Genomic DNA, 22421 nt, shown 5'->3' on the forward strand with positions numbered 1-22421 from the left:
TTAATCATATCCGATTAAACAGGAAAAAGTACTATATGAATCAGAAAAAAATATTAGATGGTATACAACAATAAAAAAACAGAGAACAATAAACTAGAATCATATTCTATGATGCTCTTTTTTAATCGTTTTGTTGCACTTTGCAATTGGTTTTTAACCGTCTGTTCGGAAATAGAAAGCTTTTTTGCGATCTCTTTAATTGAAAGGCATTCTTCTTTTTGAAGACAATAAATCTCTTTCATCCTGGCTGGCATAAGATCTATTTCTTTATTAATAATGACATCAAGTTCTTTTTTTATGAAAACCTGATGAGAAGAAAGCTCCTCATTTTCTGGCATAGCTGCCATTTTCACCGCATAACGCAATCGTACTTCATCCTTTTCAAATAACTTTAAGGTTCTATTTCTTAAGACCATATAGAGATATGGAAGAAGGTGATCATAGGCTAATATCTTATCAAAGTTATTCCATAACACAAGAAATGTTTCCTGAACTAAATCTTTAGCACTATCTTCGGACTGGACTTTCTTGTAGGCATGCTGATAAAGCTTTTTCCAATATTTATCGAAAGCCATATTAAAAGCTTTCTCTAGATTGGTTTGAGCCATTTGAAAAATTAAATCGTCATTTATCTCTGCCATATTGTTTGTTAGCACCACGCATTACTCAATTTTTGTCGACTTATCTTCAAGGTTAAGCATTGAAAATGATTTAAAAGAAACATTACAAGATTTCGTTCCTGTAAATAGCTATATAATCAATTTCAAAGGTCGATAAGTTCTGCGAAATAAACAAACGTATATCTTTCATCCTGGTATATTTAGCCATAAAAAACCGGCTTTTAGTAAGGAATAACTGGCAGGTTACATTAAAATAACCTTTCCTTAAAAGTGATTTAACAACATAATCACTGAAGCTAGCCTGTGAACAATTTATGGACTCCCCTTATATTTTCAGTATAACTATTTAATAAGGAGTTATTTGAATTTTAGAATTTATTGCTTTACTTTATAAGTAGCTCATTTATAACAAGCAATCAAAAAGAAATACGATTTAACATAGAATAAAACAATATAGTTGTCTATTTGCCTAACATCGGGTACGTACACTAACAAAAATATAATGAAGGTAAATATGATTAGTAAGTTTATTTTAGGAAAATGCATTCTACTCCTAACCCTTGTAAATCTGTGCTTTGCACAGCAGAAGACCTACAATTTCGAAAATTTAGGAAAGCCTGTCAGGTCTCCCCTGACTATTGATTTTGTTACAAGAGATGAGCAGACCGGCCCCATAGCATGGGGAGCTTTAACAAGCGCTGAAAACAATGCATTGATAGGTGTAAACATGAAAGATGGCAAGCTGATTGAAGTCAATTTAGAAAAATATGGAAAAGCAAATGCTTTGTTGCTATTTAAAGTCTCTGAACGTTACATTTATATGTTTACAGGTAAGAGAGGTAGATTTTTAAAGTATGACATTCGTTTAAATGAGGTCAAAGCAATAGGTAACGAAAGCAAAGCAACTTATTGGATGAAGAAGAGTTTTAACACAGCTCCTGATGGCAAAATTTATGTAGGTACCTATCCTCAGGCTGCTGTTGCCATACTTAACCCCAAAACAGATGAAGTGAAGATTATTGACAGAATTTCGGCGAATGATGGAAGCGAATATGTGATTAACCCTGCATCAGATAAAGACGGAATCGTATATTTCCCAACTGGAATGAAACATGGGGAACTTTGGTCTTATAATCCTAATACAGATACAAGAAAGCAGATTTTACCAGAAAAAATGATGACCTACGGTCCTGCAATAATATGGAGAGCAGCTGATGGAAAAGTTTATGGCAAAAAAGGCAGCACAACTTTTCTATGTAAGGAAGATGAAATAGTAGAAGGAAAAGCTCTGCCAACATCTGTTGATACACCTGATAATCTGTATGGGGATATTGAAGCATTGTATCTAAATATGGATGGAAATCTGGTGGTTAAGAATCAAAAGACTAAAGAACAACAGATTATAAAAAGTACCTTTGAACCGAGTGCACATGAGGTATTTAGTGTTGGTGATATTTATAATGGTAAGCTGTATGGAAGCTCCATGAAACCAGGTAATATCTTTACCTACGATACCAATACTGGCAAAACAAATAACCTGGGAAGTCTGACCAGAGGCACAATACAGGCCTATGCGATTATGGCATACAAGGATCAATTGTTTACGACTAGTTATACCGGAGGTTATGTTGATGTTTTTACAGTAGATGCAAATGGCTTACCTATAAACAGAAAACCTGTTGCCCATTTACACCAAATGGCTAAACAAGAGCGTTTATTGCAATTAAGACTTGCCTCTGATGGCTATATATATAGTCCTACTGTACCCATAAAAGGGTTTTTAGGAGGGACACTGGTACAGATAGATCCGGAATCACTGAAAGCAAAGGTTTTTAAAGATATCGTTTATAATCAAAGCTTCATCTCTGTGACCCCTGTAAAAGAAACAGGTGAGCTTTTTTTAACCTCATCTATCCAGGGTGGTTCCAGTTCAAAACCGACGGAGAAAGAAGCTGTTGTTGTTTTATGGGACCCTGTTACCGAAAAAGTTACTTATACCGGAAAACCTGTTAAGGGAGCTACTTCGTATGAAACGACTGTACGCGGAAACAACGGGTTGATATATGGATCGGCATTAGATACGGTTTATGTATTTGATCCAGTGAAAAAGAAAGTAATCAGTAAAACTTCCATTGAAAAACCTCTTGATAAAACAGCCAGAATTCTATTAAGTGAAAACTTAGATAAAAATGGAGTTATATATGGAATAGATAGTAGAAATGGGCAATTGTTTAGCATAAACCCATCGTCAAATAAAATAACGGTATTGGGTAAGGATAACTCAATAATAGGAGCCCGTTTTGCTAAAGTTCAGAAAGACGGGTATTTATATTACCCAAGCCACTCTAAATTAATGAGAGTGCGAGTGGTTGATCTTTAATTTCAGTACTACAAAAAAAAGAGGCATATCAAATTCGATGATGCCTCTCTTCTCATTGAGATCTAATCAGCTAGCGGTTGATCTCAATCCGTAGTTCTTCCTGCATATGTCGTGTAGTACCATTCAATGTATACTGATACGATAATAAAAAGACATTGAATTTCCGCCCAAAAGACTCCTCTATCCTGAATAAGTTAGGATATCTTTCATCTCCGTCTATTTGCGTTACCGCAATATCTTTATAAGGTTTGATGGTAACCTTGTTATCGGCACCCACTTCCAGTATAATTGAAGTCTTATTGATATGATCCTCCTTACTCTCAAATGATTCCGTCCCTGCAATTACCCTTACACGATTACGCGTTAAGGGAAACAACTTCTTATTCGCTGCTGTTACCATATCATTTGCCAATCCAGTCATAGAGTAAAAAGCATTTTCCGCCTGAGATGCGTAATCGTTTTTAATGAGCACCTGATATAGAATGGATTTTTTCTTTGCATTTATTTCCACACCAGGGACATCTGTAGCTTTTAATTCGATAAAATAAGTTGAATCCGGCGACAAGCCATCTGGGCGCAATTTAACCATTGTGCGTCCAGTACGTTCCCCAGCCTTAATCAGGATTTTATAATCCATGATTTCATATTTATCCTTATGCAACAGCTTGGCATACAATTTTTCATCAGCATCAAAAAGCGACCTATTATAAAAATCCAACTGAGTGTCGTCTTCTTCTAATTGGATAAGCATATCCTTTGTTGGTGAATGTGTCCCACCGGCAGAAGCTGCGATATACCCAATAACTTCATCACCTGTTAATGGTACGATTTCCTGAAAAGTATTGTAATAGTTGCTACTGATTAAAGCGACTTCATTTTTGTACATTTCCTTTTCAAATATTTCATTGTCTTTGCACGATGAGAGCACTGTAATAAGTGCCAGCATCGTTATATACCTTATTTTCATATTTATACCTTTATCGTTTAACCTAATATCCCGGATTCTGATCTAGAGAAGGTAATCTTCTCAACTCGGCACGTGGTATGGGTACAAAAGCTAACTTTTTGTTGACTACACGTGTCATGAATGATGATGTTCCAGGAATGACGCGTTGATAATACGTTTCCTTGGTAGCACCATCCGGATTCATACCACGGATAGGTTCGCGTTCTGTTTCTTCATAGATTCCCCAGCGACGTACATCATAAAAACGTCTGTTTTCCCATAGCAATTCTACCATGCGTTCACGTTCAATCTGTTTTTGAACATCCGTTGTACTATTGAGTTGAGCAGCAGTTAATCCGGGCAAGCCAGCACGATAGCGTACAAGATTAAAAGCAGATTTTATCTCATCCAGATTTCTGGACATCATATATTGCTGATCTCCAAGTTGTACTGTGTGACTACTTGTTAAGTTATTAAGTGCCTCAGCATACGACAAAAGGATCTCTGCATAACGAATGATGGAATAAGCTTTTTTGATGTGGCGGGCACCTGTACCTTGAAAAGCATCCATCGGGTGGTTGTATTTCTTGATTACGTAGCCCGTGATCGGGTAGTTAGGTGAAGTAGCAGTTACTCCGCCACGACCATCGGCATCCTGGTAATAGTACTTGGCGGTATGATTATTAACAGAAGAACTAGACTGGGCCTGCCATACCGCTTCGTTAAATCCAATGGATGCATAGAAACGCATTTCACGGTTAGCATACATTTTATACACCCCAGAATTAAGTGGATATCCTGAAAAATTGCGAGGCTGTGTAGTAAAACCAGTTTCTGAATAATATCCGTTAACAGCAGCCTCTTCTTTGGTACGACCATCGTCCATCAGATAAGCATCCACCACTTTCTGCGTTACACAGAAACGTCCCCAGCCACCAAGAGAAGGAGGCATAGATCCTTGACTAATGGTGGTCACCATATAGCCTGTATTTCTACCCCAGATAATCTCTTTATTGATTTCAGCAACAGCTTCGCCGTTAAAGACATCCGCATAGGATTTTAGTGGGTCAATCCCTCCTGCTCCATTCGGATAATTATTGTAGAAATTAGGATCCGAAGTAACTCCTTGTGGAAGCGCAGGAGTTTTATCGTCATTCATTACAGTGTAAAGCTTATACAGACCTAAATCCATCACACGCTTTGCTGCTGCTGCAGCCACAGCCCACCTTGCTTCACTATACTGTTGTGATACGTAATGTACATTATCTGTCTTACGTCTCCAGTTACCAAAATAAGAACTGGCTACCGGCCCACCATTAAACAGCGGGCTTGCATGAATCAGACGTAAACGGGCTACTAAAGCAAATGCAGCTCCTTTGGTAGGACGGCCAAAATCTAAAAGAGACACTTCTCTTGGGAGCAGCTGTGCAGCTTTTTCAAACTCCTCACAGGTATAGTTCATGGTCTCATCGTAGGTAGCCCTTGGACGATCGTAATATTCAATAGGTTCATTGGTATTGACTACTTCATCGCCCAATAGGATTGCAGGGCCATAATCTACTAAAATATTGTAATAGGCATAGGCACGGATAAAGCGGGTATATCCTTCGATTCTCAGTCGATCGGAATTGGTCATCCCCTTAGGACGATCAAGGTTTTGTAGAATGCTGTTGCATTTACGGATGATCTTGTAGTATTTTCCCCATTGATTTAAGTCAGGGCTACTGTCTCCAAAGAAATCGGGAGAAGTACGCCCTGTGGCGAAATCCATTCCATAATACACATTGCTGGAACCACCTCCGGTAAGTCCGTTCAAACCTTCGTCAGTAGCCATTGGTCCTGGTGTGTAACCATACCTGATGGTATTTGATTCGTCAGGAAACATGGCCGCAGCACCCCACATATATGCCTCTATATTTCGAGGATTAGCAAAGGCGGAATCGATGTTAAACTCATCGTCAAAATATTCATCGATATTTAAATATTTCTTACAGGATGATGCCATTGCAATCAACTGGATCATGATGGCTACTAGCGCTATTCTTTTTATGATTGATGTTTTCATATCATTAAATTAGATCTTCATTAAAAATTGACGTACACTTGAAATGAATAGGTGGACGGTATTGGGTATTTACGCCCGTTCCAGGCGGCTTGTTCCGGATCGAAAATCTTGACCTTATCCCATACATATAGATTGCTTCCTACAAATTGAAGATCCATAGAAGAAACACCAATACGTTTCAGAAATGCGGGGTTAATATTATAGTTCAGTGTGATTTCCTCTAAACGTATGTAACTCGCATCACCTTGCCAGAATGTTGACAACTGACTATTATTACTGTTATTGCCATATTGCAAGCGTGGGTAGCGGGCATTCGGATTTTCAGCCAGTGCAGGATCTATACCATTGGCTATGGCATAGTCCCTCGGGATCCATCGATTTTTAGGATCCGCAGCCATGGTAAGTACGTTGCCATAATTGCCTTCATAGAATGGCATATAGCCCATTCCGTTAATCACTGTCACATCATCTATCTTCATCGGCTGTCCAACATAGAAAAAGGATGTTTTACCCGTTCCTTTGAACAACACGCCCAAGGTCAGTTTTTTGTAGCGAAATTCTCCACCTAATCCGTACATCGCCAATGGATAATTACTATGTGTAAGCGGTACCATATCCAGTTTATCGATAGTACCATCCCCATTTACATCCTTATACTTGATATCACCAGGTAATACCTCTCCAAAAGTTTGCTGAGGACTATACTTGATGTCATCGTCATCTTTAAAGAGTCCAAGAGACTGATAACCTCGTATAGAATTGTATGGGAAACCGTTATACTCCAGATAAGGATACTCCAGATAAGCTTGCTCCCAGTTCTGTACCACATTTTTAGAATAGGTAAAATTACCTCTCAAGGTTACCCCTATGTTTGGTGAGATATTGGTGGTATAGCTGATGTTTCCATCAACTCCGGAACTTTTCATACGGCCCACATTGGCAAATGGATTAGAAATCACACCCACGTATTCAGGAACCTGTACCCGCTGCTGGAAAATACCGTTACGTTGATCTTTGAAAATGTCTACTACAAAATCTATCTTGTTGTTAAAGAGCTTAGCTTCAATCCCTAAGTTAGATTTGATGGCCTTTTCCCACTCCAGGTTATCTGCACCAATCCGCGTCTCATTAATTATCTCGATATCAGGTACGCCCCATACATTACCATTGCCTTGATTTACTTTTGTTAGATAAGGAAAGCGGATTTTAGAGATCCGGTCATTACCTACTGTACCATAGGAAGCTCTGATTTTAAAATAATCAAGCCATGGAGCAGCTTCTTTTACAAATTTGTATCCTGTAGGTACCCAACCCACTGCTACTGATGGGAAAAAACCATATTGTCTGCCAGGTTGAAAATTTTCCGAACCTGTATACCCAAAATTTACGTCTAAGAGGTAAGTATCCTTGTAACCGTAGGTCAGCCTACTGGATACACCTTGATAGCGTAAAGGGATGGCCTCCATATTACTGGTAGCATCTTTAGTGTCTTTGGCATCACTAATATAGTAATAGACCAATGCGGATGTCCGGTGATCAGTACCATAAACCTTATCGTAATTGATAACAGACTCAAAGTGGTATTTACGGTATTGTCTGGTGGCTTTATTATAACTTGCTTTTTGCTCTTGCACTGTTTCCTGCATAATCAGGGAACCATCGTAACCACGACCTAAAGCTTTAAAAAGAGCAGGTTGTACACGTCTGCGCTCCTCAAAATAACTATATATATCATAAGCACCCTGAACCCGGAATTTAAGTCCATCCAGTATACTGGAAAGATCCTGATTGAGAGCCAATGTGGTTTTGCCTTTATACACCTCATCAGCTGCTTTACCCGTACGATTGATCATGACATATGGTGATGACTGGCCTCCGCTCCCAAGACCTGGAAGCAAGCCATTGGAATAACGCGTAGGAAGAGCCAGCGGAGTAAGTTGTGACTGCGCAGCCCATATGTAGTCGGTATTTGCCAATCCCGGCTGATTCAATCTGGATAAAAATCCATCTGATCCCAGGTAAACTTTCGTGGTTTTGGTCAGATTGACATCCAGATTGATCCGGTAATTATAGGTATTAAAACCCACGTTAGAGCTGTATACACTATTCTTGTCTACCTTATAAGCTGCACTTTCGCTTTTACCACCAAGACTCAGGAAATAGCGCGCTACCTCAGATCCCCCGCGGCCACTCATATAATAACTCTGGCGCCAGGAATTCTTATTCAAAATCTCATCTTGCCAATCTACATCAGGATACATATCCAAATCCAGACCATCGCGAATGATGCCCATCTCTGTTTGATTGTACAAAGGGCTCTGGCCGCGGACAACACTTGCTTCATTTGCCAAATTCGCATAATCATAAGCACGTAAATATTCTGGCAGCCGGCTTAGGCGAGATAAGGTTGTATTGGCACGTGCTGTAATCTGCATACGATCTACCTGGCCCCGTTTGGTAGTAACCAAAACCACCCCATTGGCTCCTCTAACTCCGTATACCGCAGTGGCTGATGCATCCTTGAGGATCGAGAAACTTTCAACATCCGCTGCATCAATGGTATTGAGGTCGCCTTCTAAACCATCGATGAGCACCAGGGCGCTGCTATTAGCACCAAATGTACCGATACCACGTACCCAGAACTCAGAAATATTCTTTCCTGGTTCACCACTTCCTAACCTGGAGATTACACCAGCCGCCCTTCCCCCAAGGAGATTTGCAATTGATGGTGCCGGAGATTGAAGATCCTTGACATCTACAGTTGTGATGGCACCCACTGAACTTATTTTCCTTTGTACATTTCCAAGACCTACGATGATAACTTCATCAATGGTCTTAGAATTTTCGGCGAGTGTGATGGTTATGTTGCTTTTTGATTCAATTACTAAATGTTCAAAAGGGTTGAAACCCACATAACTGAAAACGACCTTATCCCCATAGACTGCTTTAATACTAAATTTTCCATCGCTATTGGTCGATGTACCGATAGACGGCTTGTCTTTAACATAAACAGATACGCTTGGAATCGGCATATTATCTTTATCCACAACTTTACCTGCAATTGTTAACTCTTTCACTTGTTGTGCAGACGTCGTATTGAGCGATAAGCAAAACGATAGTATGCACATAATCTGAATGAACTTCATTTTAGATAGATTTTTATTATTCAATAACTAATTTGCGTATACGAGCATTACTCCAATCGGCGATATAGATGTCGCCTTGCTCATTGACAGCTACACCCCAGGGTTGATTGAACAGAGATTCTACCGGCCCGCCATCTTTATAGCCAGGAGTGCCAGGCTGCCCTGCTACCGTGGTGACTATATTATCAGCCGATATCATGCGGATACAATGATTGCCATAGTCGGCAACAAACATGTTTCCATTGTTATCGAACTTAATATCTTTAGGATAGTTAAATAGTGCATCTGCCACTGGACCATCGCGAAAGGCACTTCCGCCAGGTGCATTGAGACGTTTGAAACCTCCAGAACCATTAGGATCACGAAGATCCAGAACTGAAATACCTTGTCTGAATTCAGTTGGAGTAGCATTAGAATGGAGCGTGATATACAACAACCATGGCTTTGCTGGATTAATCGCCTGACCATATTGAGATCCATAAGGTCCCTGATGAACAATTTTTGCCTCTAATGTTTCAGGATTTATTTTAGCGATCTTTCCATCTCTATATCTTGTATAAAGATGCCCATCGTAAGGACAGTAAGTCACAAAATTTTTGTAGCGATCCGCTTCTACGATCGAGTTGAAATCTGCCGTGGAATATTTAACGTTACGCTGACGAGGATACCAGGCTTCCCGAGGGTCGAAAGTAAAGATCACTTCCTTAGTGGACTCGTGAGCTGCAGTCAGCATACCGGTGACTCTATCTACAGTCAGACCGTTAGCAAATAAGATACGACCGGTCGAAATTGATTCAATCAATGGAGTTACTATGTTTTGCTGTTCATTTATTCTGGCTACTCCGAATGTTGCAGGATCGCCACCATCTCTCCAGGACATAAATATATTACCCTCGGCATCCAGTTCCAGGTATTTACCATAAACTTCGGCTTCGGAGAGTGTCCCCGGTTTAAAGTTTTTTTGACCGTTGCCGGTAACAGTACTCACCTGAGCTTGGATATGATAAGTAAATGTACCTTCATAAGTGACCGAATCGGCGCCTACAACTACAGAAATCCGGGGGTTATCGCCCGGCAGACGGGGTACGATGGCGTAAATTCTATTGCCACTCGATGAGATAACTGAAGCTTTTGCATTATTAAAATAGACCTTGACTTTACTTGGGTCAGTTCCAAAATTTTCCCCGTCCAAAAGTATCTTATCTCTAGCTCCTCCTTCATTGGGAAAAAAAGTTTTAAGAACTATTGGTTTTGAAGGATCATGGGTTTTACTTGGGCCTTCCTTTTCGCTCTTACAGGAGAAAAAGCAAAACGAACTGAAGCATACCAATAAAAAGGTGACAAAACACCTTTCAGCGGATTTTCGGTGATTTTTCATTTAAAAAAGGTTTAAATTTGGGATTGCATTACTTTAAATTTTATTACATTTGGTTTATTTAAATGAATATATAAAATAAAAAATAATAAAATGAAATAAAAGAAAATAAAAAGAAGTACTACTGGTCATAATTAACAATTAGATGAAAGAAATAATAACGCAAAGTAAAGGCTTCGTAAGTTATCTTAACATTAACATTAAATCAACTTACAAGTTCGAAGACATAAGTATCATTTGATTCTGTTGGAATTTTAACCAAAGTCATAAGCTACGCTTAACATTATGTACATATAGGTCTAATAACTTCGCAAAAAAACAAGCCAGGTAACGTTAGTTGCCATAGAAAATTTATGAGACGAATTAATTTAATTGCAGCAGGCATGCTGTTCACTTTTGGAAGCTATGCACAAGAAACCGCAAAGGGATATATTTACAGCGACCGTAATTTAAATGGGAAACGCGAAAAGATGGAATCGGGCATTCCTAATGTGGCTGTAACAAACGGTATAGATGTAGTTTTATCAGACAAGAATGGGTATTATGAATTGCCGGTTAGTAACGATCAGATCATTTCAGTAATTAAACCGTCCGGATATAAAGTACGGACCAATGAAGATCAACTTCCGCAATTTTTTTATAATCATAAACCAGCCGGTTCACCTGCACTAAAGTACAAAGGGGTAGCTCCGACAGGGAAACTACCTGTTTCAATTGACTTTCCATTAAGTCCTTCAAAAGAAGATTCAAACTTCCGGGCGCTGATATTTGGTGATCCGCAACCCTACACCTTACAGGAGGTCGATTATTTTGACAAAGGGGTCGTTTCAGAACTTGAAGGTGTTAAAAACGTGGCTTTTGGTTTAAGCATGGGCGATCTGGTAGGAAATAATCCAGATCTGTTTATGCCTTATATTAAAGCGATAAAGAAAATTGGTATCCCCTGGTATAACCTTATGGGAAATCATGACATTAACTTTGATGTTAAAGAAGATAAATATTCAGACGAATCATTTGAAGCCCATTTTGGTCCTGCGGATTATGCCTTTAATTATGGGGATGTGCACTTTATTGTGTTAGATGACATTCTTTATCCAGACCCTAGAGATGGGAAATCCTATTGGGGAGGATTACGAAAAGATCAGTTGGAGTTTGTGGCCAATGATTTGAAATTTGTACCTAAAGATAAACTTGTAGTTATAGCATTCCATATTCCAATTGGCGAAGCAGGAAATAACGAAGGATTTAGAGAAGAAGACAGGAAGCGACTTTTCGAACTTTTAGCAGATTTCCCTAATACCTTATCTCTTTCAGCACATACGCACAACCAAAGGCAGATTTTCTTCCTTAAAAAGGACGGCTGGAAACAAGAGAAGGCACATCATCATTATAATGTAGGAACTACTTCCGGTAATTGGTATTCAGGTGAACTGAATGATCAAGGAGTTCCGGTATCAACAATGAGCGATGGAACACCGAAGGGATATGCTTTCATCAATTTTAAAGGTAATCAGTATGATGTAGATTATAAAGTAGCTGGAAAATCAAAAGAATATCAGATAGAGATTTCTGCCCCAAAAGTTGTTCAACATGATTTAAAAACATCAGCAGGCATTTATGCTAATTTCTTTATGGGATCTGAAAAAGATGTGTTGGTTTACAGAGTAGATGGTGGAGCCTGGAAAAAAATGGCCTATATGCCAGAAAGTGATCCTTCGTTTTTAGACATTCTACATAAATGGGATCATACTGAAACATTGTTATCAGGCCGACGTCCGGGCGCTGCTTCAGATTGTCATCATTTATGGAGAGCCGCAGTTCCTGTAAATTTAGCTCCGGGTGAACATACGATTGAAGTTAAAGCAACCGATATGTACGGTAAGACCTTTACTCAAACTAAAACATATAAAATTCTGGAGAAGAGTGTTAATTAATACACTTAAAAACAAAAAATCCGCTCTATTTAGTAGAGCGGATTTTGAGAAAGTCCATTCACATTTCACTGTTGAGTAAAGCTATTGCTTCGGTTGATGTTAAAACTGGCAAGCTACTTTTCTTAAAGTCCTTAGTATTACGAGTCACAATAAAATCAACATTTGGTATGGTCAATGCAGAATAATACTGTATTGCATCTTCATAATCTTTAAAGTCTGTTTTCAAAGATTGCCGAATTACTTTACCGTTTACATCTGTTATCTCTGTCATATCTGCTAAATTTTCCAATAATTTTATAGCAGCATTATTAGTTAGCGACTGACGAAGGATATAATAGATATTATTATATGAAACAGCGGAAATATAGATTTGAATTCTTCCTTCTACAGACATATTAAAAAGTTTGGCAGCATCTAAAGAAAAAGGTTGTCTGTTGGCTAAAAAATCAATGACAACGTTAGTGTCCATAAAGATATGCTTCATCTCTATGATTTATATTTTTTAGCCAAAGCATCTCCTAATTCTTTTTTGTAATCATAATCATGAGGCAATTTAATCACCCCCATCATTTTCATTACTTTTGGAGATAGCTTTTCGGTGGTATCTTCAGGTGTAGCAATTGATTTTAAATAATTCTCTACAATATCTGAAAGGCTCTTTCCTTTTTGACGTGCATATTTCTTAGCAGAATCAATTACGCTGTCTTCCATTGTCAATGTAAGCTTAGTTATCATATACGTGTGAATTAATATTCAAATATACGTGTTTCAATAGAAATAAAAAATTAATAAATTCAAATATGAAAAATCACATGCATGATGAGTACTTGGCAATAATAGAGCCAGATAAGCCTGTTAAATCTGATGTTATAGATATAAAAATCAGATGTAAGAATGACTATGGCTGGGACTCTTCTACTCCTCATTTTACTGTTTTTAACCTTATACAGCCTAGGTCAAATGAAAAAAACTAATTAAATGTTTTGAAAGAAATATTGTAAATATTTCGCCCTTTCAAATAAATCTTTGCGGTTTTGACTATTTTTCTATACCTACATATACACTTTATGTAAAACTGAAAGATGAAAAACAATTTTCAGAAATGGCACGATATATTAGGGAATTTTGTAAACCAATACTGAAGTCTGTAAAGGATTACCCACCTCACTACAACACGAAAGATGCTCATCTAACTATTGCAAAAGGAATCTCAGAGTTGGAGTTCTTAAAGGCTTGGCCAAATTGGGAAAATTTAGAATATCAATCCAGTACAATAGCAAATCGCATTTTATTATTAAGAAGGCCATTTACATATGCTAATTTTAAATACGAAATCGTTGGTGAGTATCCTTTTTTAGGACAAGGGCCACTAGACCCTCAGACAACATTATTCTAAAAACAAAAAAGCCGCTCTATTTAGTAGAGCGGCTTTGTAGCCCGTAGGGGAATCGAACCCCTGTTTCCAGAATGAAAATCTGGCGTCCTCACCCCTAGACGAACGGGCCATAATTGCCTTTATTGCGCTGCAAAGGTAATATTCTCATTTAATGACACAAACTTTTTTTAAAAGTTTTTTGATGCATAATCACATCAAATTTGTATCATTCAGATACTGTTACATTTACAATAAAGATGAGCCTTAGCTCATCTTTAATTTCTTTTCAATATCATTCACGTAAGCCCTGAACTTCTTATCTGTCTGAATCAAATCTTCAACAGTCTGACAAGCATAAATTACTGTCGAGTGATCTCTGCCTCCAAAGAATGCACCAATGGTTTTCAATGAACTTTTGGTCATTCCCTTAGCAAGATACATGGAGATCTGACGAGCCTGCACTACCTCACGCTTACGTGTTGGTGCTTTAAGCAAATGAACAGGTACTTCGAAGTAATCACATACCAATTTCTGAATGTAATCCATTGAAACCTCTTTAGTAGTATTCTTGATGAAGTTCTTAAGCATTGATTTAGCCAATTGTAAATCAATTTCTTTTTTGTTCATGGTCGACTGCGCCAATAAGGAAACCATTGCTCCTTCCAGCTCTCTTACATTATTATCTATGTTGTGTGCTACGTATTCAACTACCTCATCAGGTAAATCGATACCATCTGCATACATTTTCTTTCTAAGGATTGCAATCCTTGTTTCCAGTTCAGGAATTTGAAGATCTGCAGATAGTCCCCATTTAAAACGACTTAACAAACGCTCCTCTAATCCAGACAGGTCTTTAGGCGCCTTATCCGAAGTAATGATAATCTGCTTACCCGATTGATGTAAATGGTTAAAGATGTGGAAGAAAATATCCTGTGTCTTTTCTTTCCCTGCAAAATTGTGAACATCATCCATAATGATCACATCCATTGCCTGGTAAAAGTTTACAAAATCATTGATGGTATTGTTTTTCAAAGACTCTACAAACTGCTGGCAAAACTTCTCGCAAGAAACATAGATCACCAATTTATCTGGCAAACTTCTTCTGATCTCGTTACCAATTGCCTGAGCCAAGTGAGTTTTACCTAAACCTGAAGCACCATAAATCATTAAAGGATTAAACGATGTTGCTCCTGGCTTAGCCGCTACAGCGTGTCCGGCAGAACGTGCCAAACGATTACAGTCGCCCTCTACATAAGCCTCAAATGTGTAAGTTGGGTTCAACTGAGGGTCTACATTCATCTTTTTCAATCCTGGGATTACAAAAGGGTTTTTAATATCCCTGTTGATATTTACCGGAACTGGCATAGATTGCTTTCTGTTGGTTGATCCATTACCATTTGAGGGCATGTTAGTCGTGTATGGCAATGCACCATTGGTCGACTTATCTACAACAATATTATATTCTAGTCTGCCTTCATCTCCAAGCTGTTGCTTTACTGTTTTACGCAACAAGCCAACATAATGCTCTTCCAGCCACTCATAGAAAAACAAACTAGGTACCTGCACAGTTAAAACTCTATCCTCCAACTTTAGGGCTGATATCGGTTCGAACCAAGTTTTGAAGCTTTGGGCCGGGATATTATCCTTTATAATTTGGAGACAGTTATTCCATACTTGTGTACAAGTCATATGCATATTATTCTTTAATCTTTTAAGGTTTCTTAATAAAAAAACGACGAATTGACCCCGCCGTTTGGGATTGCGAAGATGGCAATTTTTACTAACATTTAAAGAGAAAATCTAACCTTTTCTATAACTCATTCAGCAGCAAAAGAATAGAAAAACAACTAACAGGGTTTACTGTGGATAACTTGAAAGATTGTTATAAGTTATCACCATTTCATCAGTTCATTTACCCTTGAAAACTCTGATTGTACAGAACATTTCAGTTTTATTTCTTGTTTAGTCACAGGATGTATAAAGGCCAATTCTGAAGCATGAAGCAGCATTGTAGTCATTTCCCACTGCTCTTTAAAGAATTTATTCTGTTTGTTGCAACCATGCTTGCGGTCGCCAATGATCGGATAAAAGATATGAGCAAAGTGCCTGCGCAACTGGTGCATACGTCCGGTTGTAGGTTCAGCTTCTACCAGCGAATATCTGGATGTTTGATGCTTGCCAAATGGAATATCAAGCTCTGCTCTTTTTAAAGTCACAAATGAGGTAAATGCTTCTTGCATAGCGCCGTTCTCTTTGAGCAAAGGATAATCAATATCCAGCTGATCAGGAGCATGTCCACGAAGCACTGCAAGATACTTTTTTTTCACTTCTCCATTTTGAAATTGCTGATGCATGGCAATCTCTACTTCCTTTTCAAATGCAAACAAAAGCAAGCCACCGGTCTTCCTGTCTAACCGGTGCACCGGACTTACAAAACGATCTACCTGATCCCTTAACATTTGCAAAGCAAATTCTGTAGCATCATTGGCTATCCGAGAGCGGTGAACCAACAAGCCATGGGGTTTATTAATTGCAATTAAATAATCGTCCTGGTATACAATTTCAAGCATTTGCTTTTTTTGTCGCGAAGGTAAGGCTTTTGTTTTCTATTTCGCAATCCAGGCTTCTGGATTCAGCTTGGTTTGTCCCCGCATAATTTCAAAGTGCAATATCGGACCATCTTCTTTAGAAGCTACGATACCTAAAGTCTGATTTGTTTCTACTTTAGCACCTCTGGCAACATTCACTGTCTTTAAATTCTGATAAATTGTAAAATAATCACCATGGCGCAATGCGACAATATAAGTCCCATACAACTCTCTAACAAAAAGTACATCGCCCTCAAAAACGGCTTTAACTGCAGCTCCTTGCTCCGTTAATATATTGATACCATCATTGGTATAAGAAGCTTGGCCCTCGGTATGATTACCAAAACGTTCTACAATAGAATAGCGACCTACAGGCCATGGCAGTCGACCACGATTATTCTCAAAGCCAGCTGATAGCTTGGCCAATTCTGGTGAAGCTGTTAAATAATTGTTAGTGCTTTTTTCTTTTACTACTGGAACCGGTCTGCCTTCTGCCAGAGCCTTTTGAGCGGCCAGACGTTGTTCTTCCTCAGCCTGTTTACGAGCCAGTTCAATTTCGCGTTGAATAGCTGAACGTATTGCCCTGTCAATCTCGGCTTGCTTACGTTTTCTTGCTGCAATATCCTGACGGAATTGCTTTTCCTGCTTACTAATCTGATTAAGCATTTGACTCTGCTCAACTTTATTCTTACCTAGCTTAACTTTCTCTTGCTCTTGCTCTGTCAGTAAATGGCTTTTTTCTTTCAGGTTCTTATCGAGCACTACAATGTTATATTCAATCTTCCTTTTGGTACCCTGAATATAATCGGCCTGCTTTTTACGGTACTGACCAAATTGCTGAAAATACTTAATCCGTTTATAAGCTTGATTAAAATTATCAGAAGAGAATATAAACATCATCTTGTCGTAGGAATTCTTGTTTCTTTGAGCAAAACGAACCATTCCAGCGTACTCGTTTTTTAGTCGCCCGAGCTGACTTTTCAAAGAATGCACCTCATTTGTATTCTCGTGAATCTGATTGTCCAGATTTTTCACTTCCGAATTAATGATCGAAATCTTATTCTGCATGAGTCTGATCTTGCTATTGATAGCTCTGATTTGACCCAATGTCAACTTTTTACTACTCGAAGTCTCATTCAGATTTCGTTGTAGCAAATCTATCTCACGCTGTATTGCCTCTTTGTTCCTCTTCAGTTCAGAACTGGTTTGAGCAAAGGCAGTAGCCGTAATGGAAACAAAAAGTATGGATAAAAAAAATCTGTTCAGCTTCATTGTGTACTCAAAAATAATACATTAAAGCTACCCAAACAAGTCGCTGCTTAAATACCTGTCTCCTCTATCGCAGGCAATGAAAACGATAAGGCCAGATTCCAATTCTTCTGCAAGCTTTAAAGCACAAGCCAAAGCACCGCCACTACTCATTCCTGCAAATATCCCTTCAACTTTAGCCAGTTCACGAGCTTTTTGCGTTGCTTCTTGCTGGGAAACATCCATTACGCGGTCTACCCTGCTTGGATCAAATATCTTAGGCAAATAAGCTGCAGGCCATCTACGGATACCCGGAATAGAAGAATCTTCTGTAGGCTGACAACCCACAATCTGTATGTCAGGGTTCTGTTCTTTTAAAAACATGGAAGTTCCCATAATACTACCTGTAGTACCCATGGAGCTCACAAAATGAGTTACCTTTTGTTCTGTATCACGCCATATTTCAGGACCTGTAGTCTTATAATGAGCCAGGTAATTATCAGGATTAGCAAACTGATCTAATAAAAAATATCCATTCTTATCACGCTGTTCTTCAGCATAATCGCGACAAACCTCTATAGATTCCAATAAAGTTACTTTAGCACCGAAAGCCTCCATCGTTAAAGTACGTTCCCGTGTTGAACTAGCCGGCATGACCAATTCAATCTCAAGATTGTAAATACTGGCAATCATAGCCAGCGCAATACCTGTATTCCCGCTTGTAGCTTCGATTAAACGCGTTCCCTTCTTAATCTCTCCACGTTCTATTGCACTGCGAATCATATTTAAAGCGGCTCTGTCTTTTACACTACCACCGGGATTATTACCTTCCAGCTTTGCAAACAACTTTACATTGGGATTTGGATTTAACTTGCTGATCTCTACTAATGGTGTATTTCCTATAAATTCTACAATATTGCCCATTTTACTTGTTGTCTTTTGTTTCTATAACTTTAACGGAAGATTGATGATAAACTGTTGAGCCGGTTGGAACACTTTTAGTAAGCCATACATTTCCACCAATAATGGAATTGGCACCAATAATGGTTTCACCTCCAAGTATTGTCGCCCCGGAATATATAATAACATGGTCTTCAATAGTTGGATGACGCTTAATATCTCTCATGTATTTTTCTACACTTAATGCTCCTAAGGTTACACCCTGATATAATTTAACATGGTTTCCTATGATTGTAGTCTCACCAATAACTAATCCTGTTCCATGATCTATATACAAATATTCTCCAATCAAAGCTCCTGGATGTATATCTATCCCTGTAATTGAATGGGCATACTCTGTTAATATCCTTGGAATGATAGGCACTTCATTTTTCAATAAAGCATGAGCAATACGGTATAAAGCAATAGCAAGGAAACCAGGATAACTTCTGATGATCTCAAACTCGCTTTTCGCCGCAGGGTCACCCTCTAAAATAGCCTGAATATCAGTATTCATTTTCCTGTACAGTTCAGGAACACCATCAAAGAAGCTTTGAACAATATGATCATTATTAAAACTTTCACATGCTTTTGTAGCATTAAGCAACCTGGTCAGTTCCTTTTCCTGTTTCAAAAACATACGCTTAATCTCGTTGATCGAATAATCAGGGGTAGTTAAGCGTTCTGGATACAATAAGTTCATCAGACTAATTGCCCAATCAGCAATTTCATGATTAGATGGAACAGGTTCAATACTGCCCTGCTTCTCAAAAATATGAAGATAAAATTCCTCGTTCATTGAATGTTGGTTAAAGCGTTAGTTTAGATATTACAAATAAAAGAAATTAATTGCTATTTACCTCGCAGGTATCTCCTCTAATACATTTAACAGGTAATGCCAGAATTTATTTACCGATGAAATCTGCACACACTCATCCGGAGAATGCGCACCATGAATAGTTGGACCAAATGAAATCATATCTATGCCGGGCAAATGAGCACCAAGTATACCACATTCGAGTCCGGCATGGCAAGCATTTACATTTGGTTCTTCTTTGAACCTTGTTTTATAAAGCTTGCTCATCAGCGAAAGAATTTCTGAATCAGCATCTGGCTTCCATCCCGGATAATCACCACTTGTTGTTACTGTAGCTCCAATAATTTCAAAAGCAGCACCTACGGCTATAGCAACATCCCCCTTAGTACTTTCCACACTACTACGTTGCAGGGATAAAGTAATAAATTCTCCATCCTTAATGATCACTTTCGCCAGGTTAGTAGATGCTTCAACAAGATCAGGAATATCCGGACTCATTCTAAAGACACCATTGGGTACAGCATATAAAACATTGATTATCTTATGACATTCATCTTTGTCCAAAACTTGCAACGGAAGATCTGTTTCTTTTGCACTGATACTTAATCCAGGTTCGATCGTCTGGAATTCAGCTTTCAATAGTTCCGAAAAATCATTGATGAAGGAGATAAGAGCTTCCTTTTGATCTTTAGCAATCGCCACAATTGCACTTGCTTCTCGTGGTATTGCATTTCTTAAACTTCCTCCTTCAAATGAACTCAATTGCAGGTCCAATACCTTATATCCATTATAAAGCAAACGGTTCATTAATTTATTTGCATTGGCTCTTCCTTTGTGAATATCCATACCTGAATGTCCGCCCTTTAAGCCTTTAATACTAACCTCAAATGCTACGCTATCCTTGGCCACGTTATGTTGCTTATATTTATAAACGGTAGTTGTATCGATACCTCCTGCACAGCCAATCGTTAATTCATTGTCTTCTTCAGTATCCAGATTTAATAAGATAGTACCCGATAAATTGGAAGGATCAAGCTGTTTAGCCCCTGTCATTCCCGTTTCCTCATCAATTGTAAACAAGGCTTCCAATGCAGGATGCACAAGATCATCAGCTGCCAGAATAGCCATTATGGTCGCTACACCAATGCCATTATCAGCGCCCAAAGTAGTTCCTTTTGCTCTTACCCAGTCTCCGTCAACATACATTTCAATACCCTGATGATCAAAATCGAAGTCAGTATCACTGTTTTTCTGATGCACCATATCCACATGCGACTGCAACACTACAGTCTGCCTGTTCTCCATGCCTTCAGTAGCAGGCTTTTTAATCACCACATTCCCGACATGATCTTTTATGGTTTCCAGACCGAGCTGTTTACCATAAGCAACCATAAAATCTATTATACGTTCTTCCTTTTTCGAAGCACGGGGCACGGCATTTAATGCAACAAAACTATCCCAAAGTGCCCTGGGTTCTAAATTCTCTACTTTCATTATTGTTCCTGTATTTAAAACAAAGCTAAAAAGTTAATTGAATTTAGGATTTAATATAAACTAAACATGTTATTAAAATGGCAAAAAAAAGCTTTAGCTCATAGAAGGAAAGGATATTCCCTTGATTTTTCTAAATAATTCTACGGCATAAATATCAGTCATGCCTGAGACAAAATCCAATATACTCTGTATTTTTGAATACACGTCTTCATTTTGTGTTAAAAACTGCTTAGGTATCAGTTCTACTAGTTTTTTATGATATTTTGATTCGTTTAACAAGTATGCAGGTATAAATTCTTCAAGTAAACCGCCCATCACTTTATAACCAGCCACTTCAATCTGTACTACGGATGAATAGTTATAAATCTTTTTAATAGATACACTTTCAATATTTTTCATAACAGACAGAAAAGGCTCTTCAATGGCATCCATCAAACTCTGGTTAAAATTGCCTTCCAGGATAGTTTGCTGCTCTTTAAAGAACACATCAGAACATAAACCGATTAGGGTACTGATAGATTTTGCACGCATCAGTGTAATTTTTGCATCCGCATCATCAATCTCAGCCAATCGTGCCGGCATCCTTTTATCATTGCATAAAGGCAGTAATAAAGTTTCTACTTCTTTATAAGAAAGTATTTTTAAACGATGTGCATCCTCCAGATCGATAATATTATAACAAATATCATCTGCAGCCTCTACCAGATACACGAGTGGGTGTCTTTTATAAATTAATGGTGATTCCTGAACCTTTATAAGGTCCATTTCTACAGCAATCTTTTCAAATCCCGATTGCTCTGATTGAAAGAAACCGTATTTTTTAGTAAAAATATTCTTCTTATTATGTCCAGCTAAAGATTCACATGGATATTTTGCAATAGCGGCGAGGGTAGCATAAGTTAAGGCGAAGCCGCCTGTACCCTTACCTGCAAAAGGATGTGTTAAAATACGTAAGGCATTGGCATTCCCTTCAAAATGAATCAGATCTTCCCATTGAGCATCAGTAACTTTATCACGGTAAACTTTACCGTCACCAGAACTGAAATAATGGGAAATAGCAGACTCCCCTGAATGGCCAAAAGCTGGATTTCCCAGGTCATGTGCCAAACATGCAGATGCTATGATATTACCGATTTCGCAAAGTAAAGGACAAGTGTCATCAATTGTAGCATCATTATCTTTTATTTTATTATAAAAAATAGTACCCAGGGATCTGCCTACACTGGCAACCTCTAAACTATGTGTTAAACGGTTATGAACAAAAACACTACCTGGCAATGGAAACACCTGAGTTTTATTTTGCAGCCTTCTAAATGGTGATGAAAAGATGATTCTATCGTAATCTCGCTGAAATTCAGATCTTGATTCCTTTTGATTACCAACAAATCTGTCTTCATTTCCCCAACGCTTGGAGGATAATAACTTTTCCCAAACCATATTAAAATTCCATTTATGCTTAAACGGCGAAGTTAAGGAATTACCGATAAAATGAGT

18 protein-coding genes and 1 tRNA gene are annotated in these 22421 nt (G+C 38.3%); 4 read left to right on the forward strand and 15 right to left on the reverse strand.

Annotated elements, in window-relative coordinates:
- Positions 1-53: 53 nt before the first annotated feature.
- A complete protein-coding gene (locus WC623_RS12320) occupies positions 54-641 on the reverse strand; it encodes an RNA polymerase sigma factor (RefSeq protein WP_372851418.1) in 588 nt (195 codons plus the stop codon).
- Between the two features lie 481 nt (positions 642-1122).
- Between WC623_RS12320 and WC623_RS12325 the strand changes: the two genes are divergently transcribed.
- Positions 1123-3000, forward strand: a complete 1878-nt coding sequence (locus tag WC623_RS12325; protein WP_372851419.1) for a hypothetical protein — start codon at positions 1123-1125, stop codon at positions 2998-3000.
- Between the two features lie 70 nt (positions 3001-3070).
- Here WC623_RS12325 and WC623_RS12330 read toward each other — a convergent pair whose 3' ends face one another.
- From WC623_RS12330 to WC623_RS12345, 4 genes are read right to left on the reverse strand one after another with little or no spacing between them, the layout of a single operon-like run.
- Positions 3071-3967 (reverse strand): BT_3044 domain-containing protein, encoded by an 897-nt coding sequence (locus WC623_RS12330; protein ID WP_372851421.1) that lies wholly within the window; start codon positions 3965-3967, stop codon positions 3071-3073.
- Between the two features lie 22 nt (positions 3968-3989).
- On the reverse strand, positions 3990-6011 hold the full coding sequence (locus tag WC623_RS12335) for a RagB/SusD family nutrient uptake outer membrane protein (RefSeq protein ID WP_372851423.1): 2022 nt from the start codon (positions 6009-6011) through the stop codon (positions 3990-3992).
- A gap of 20 nt (positions 6012-6031) precedes the next feature.
- A complete protein-coding gene (locus WC623_RS12340) occupies positions 6032-9157 on the reverse strand; it encodes a SusC/RagA family TonB-linked outer membrane protein (protein WP_372851425.1) in 3126 nt (1041 codons plus the stop codon).
- 16 nt (positions 9158-9173) lie between these two features.
- On the reverse strand, positions 9174-10535 hold the full coding sequence (locus tag WC623_RS12345) for an IPT/TIG domain-containing protein (protein WP_372851427.1): 1362 nt from the start codon (positions 10533-10535) through the stop codon (positions 9174-9176).
- A 350-nt stretch (positions 10536-10885) separates the two neighbouring features.
- On the opposite strand from WC623_RS12345, the gene WC623_RS12350 reads away from it, so the two are divergent.
- The gene (locus WC623_RS12350; RefSeq protein WP_372851429.1) at positions 10886-12466 is read left to right on the forward strand and encodes a calcineurin-like phosphoesterase C-terminal domain-containing protein; all 1581 of its coding nucleotides are present in this window, start codon (positions 10886-10888) and stop codon (positions 12464-12466) included.
- 58 nt (positions 12467-12524) lie between these two features.
- On the opposite strand, the gene WC623_RS12355 is transcribed toward WC623_RS12350, so the two are convergent.
- Together WC623_RS12355 and WC623_RS12360 are read right to left on the reverse strand one after the other, a co-directional pair.
- Positions 12525-12950: a PIN domain-containing protein gene (locus WC623_RS12355; RefSeq protein ID WP_372851431.1), complete on the reverse strand. Its 426-nt coding sequence runs from the start codon at positions 12948-12950 to the stop codon at positions 12525-12527.
- A gap of 2 nt (positions 12951-12952) precedes the next feature.
- Positions 12953-13201, reverse strand: a complete 249-nt coding sequence (locus WC623_RS12360) for a DUF6364 family protein (RefSeq protein ID WP_372851433.1) — start codon at positions 13199-13201, stop codon at positions 12953-12955.
- Positions 13202-13266: 65 nt separating this feature from the next.
- Here WC623_RS12360 and WC623_RS12365 point away from each other — a divergent pair, with 65 nt between their 5' ends.
- Together WC623_RS12365 and WC623_RS12370 are read left to right on the forward strand one after the other, a co-directional pair.
- Complete coding sequence (locus WC623_RS12365; protein ID WP_372851435.1) at positions 13267-13440, forward strand: hypothetical protein; 174 nt, start codon at positions 13267-13269, stop codon at positions 13438-13440.
- The gene (locus WC623_RS12370) at positions 13440-13862 is read left to right on the forward strand and encodes a 2'-5' RNA ligase family protein (protein ID WP_372851866.1); all 423 of its coding nucleotides are present in this window, start codon (positions 13440-13442) and stop codon (positions 13860-13862) included. The genes WC623_RS12365 and WC623_RS12370 overlap by 1 nt, the downstream gene beginning before the upstream one ends.
- Before the next feature lie 37 nt (positions 13863-13899).
- On the opposite strand, the gene WC623_RS12375 is transcribed toward WC623_RS12370, so the two are convergent.
- The 8 genes from WC623_RS12375 to WC623_RS12410 all read right to left on the reverse strand — a co-directional run bounded on the left by WC623_RS12375 (position 13900) and on the right by WC623_RS12410 (position 22364).
- Positions 13900-13971, reverse strand: a tRNA-Glu gene (locus WC623_RS12375).
- Between the two features lie 134 nt (positions 13972-14105).
- Positions 14106-15536 (reverse strand): chromosomal replication initiator protein DnaA, encoded by a 1431-nt coding sequence (gene dnaA / locus WC623_RS12380; RefSeq protein WP_372851437.1) that lies wholly within the window; start codon positions 15534-15536, stop codon positions 14106-14108.
- A 197-nt stretch (positions 15537-15733) separates the two neighbouring features.
- Complete coding sequence (locus WC623_RS12385; RefSeq protein ID WP_372851439.1) at positions 15734-16411, reverse strand: pseudouridine synthase; 678 nt, start codon at positions 16409-16411, stop codon at positions 15734-15736.
- A 36-nt stretch (positions 16412-16447) separates the two neighbouring features.
- Positions 16448-17701 carry a murein hydrolase activator EnvC gene (locus WC623_RS12390; RefSeq protein ID WP_372851441.1) on the reverse strand — a complete coding sequence of 418 codons (1254 nt, stop codon included), beginning with the start codon at positions 17699-17701 and terminating at the stop codon, positions 16448-16450.
- A gap of 27 nt (positions 17702-17728) precedes the next feature.
- Complete coding sequence (cysM, locus tag WC623_RS12395; protein ID WP_372851443.1) at positions 17729-18601, reverse strand: cysteine synthase CysM; 873 nt, start codon at positions 18599-18601, stop codon at positions 17729-17731.
- A gap of 1 nt (position 18602) precedes the next feature.
- Positions 18603-19415 carry a serine O-acetyltransferase EpsC gene (epsC, locus tag WC623_RS12400; RefSeq protein WP_372851445.1) on the reverse strand — a complete coding sequence of 271 codons (813 nt, stop codon included), beginning with the start codon at positions 19413-19415 and terminating at the stop codon, positions 18603-18605.
- Positions 19416-19472: 57 nt separating this feature from the next.
- A complete protein-coding gene (locus WC623_RS12405; protein WP_372851447.1) occupies positions 19473-20927 on the reverse strand; it encodes an aminoacyl-histidine dipeptidase in 1455 nt (484 codons plus the stop codon).
- Positions 20928-21020: 93 nt separating this feature from the next.
- Complete coding sequence (locus WC623_RS12410; RefSeq protein WP_372851449.1) at positions 21021-22364, reverse strand: deoxyguanosinetriphosphate triphosphohydrolase; 1344 nt, start codon at positions 22362-22364, stop codon at positions 21021-21023.
- Between the last annotated feature and the right edge of the window lie 57 nt (positions 22365-22421).

It is taken from the genome of Pedobacter sp., assembly GCF_041645105.1.
GTDB lineage: Bacteria > Bacteroidota > Bacteroidia > Sphingobacteriales > Sphingobacteriaceae > Pedobacter.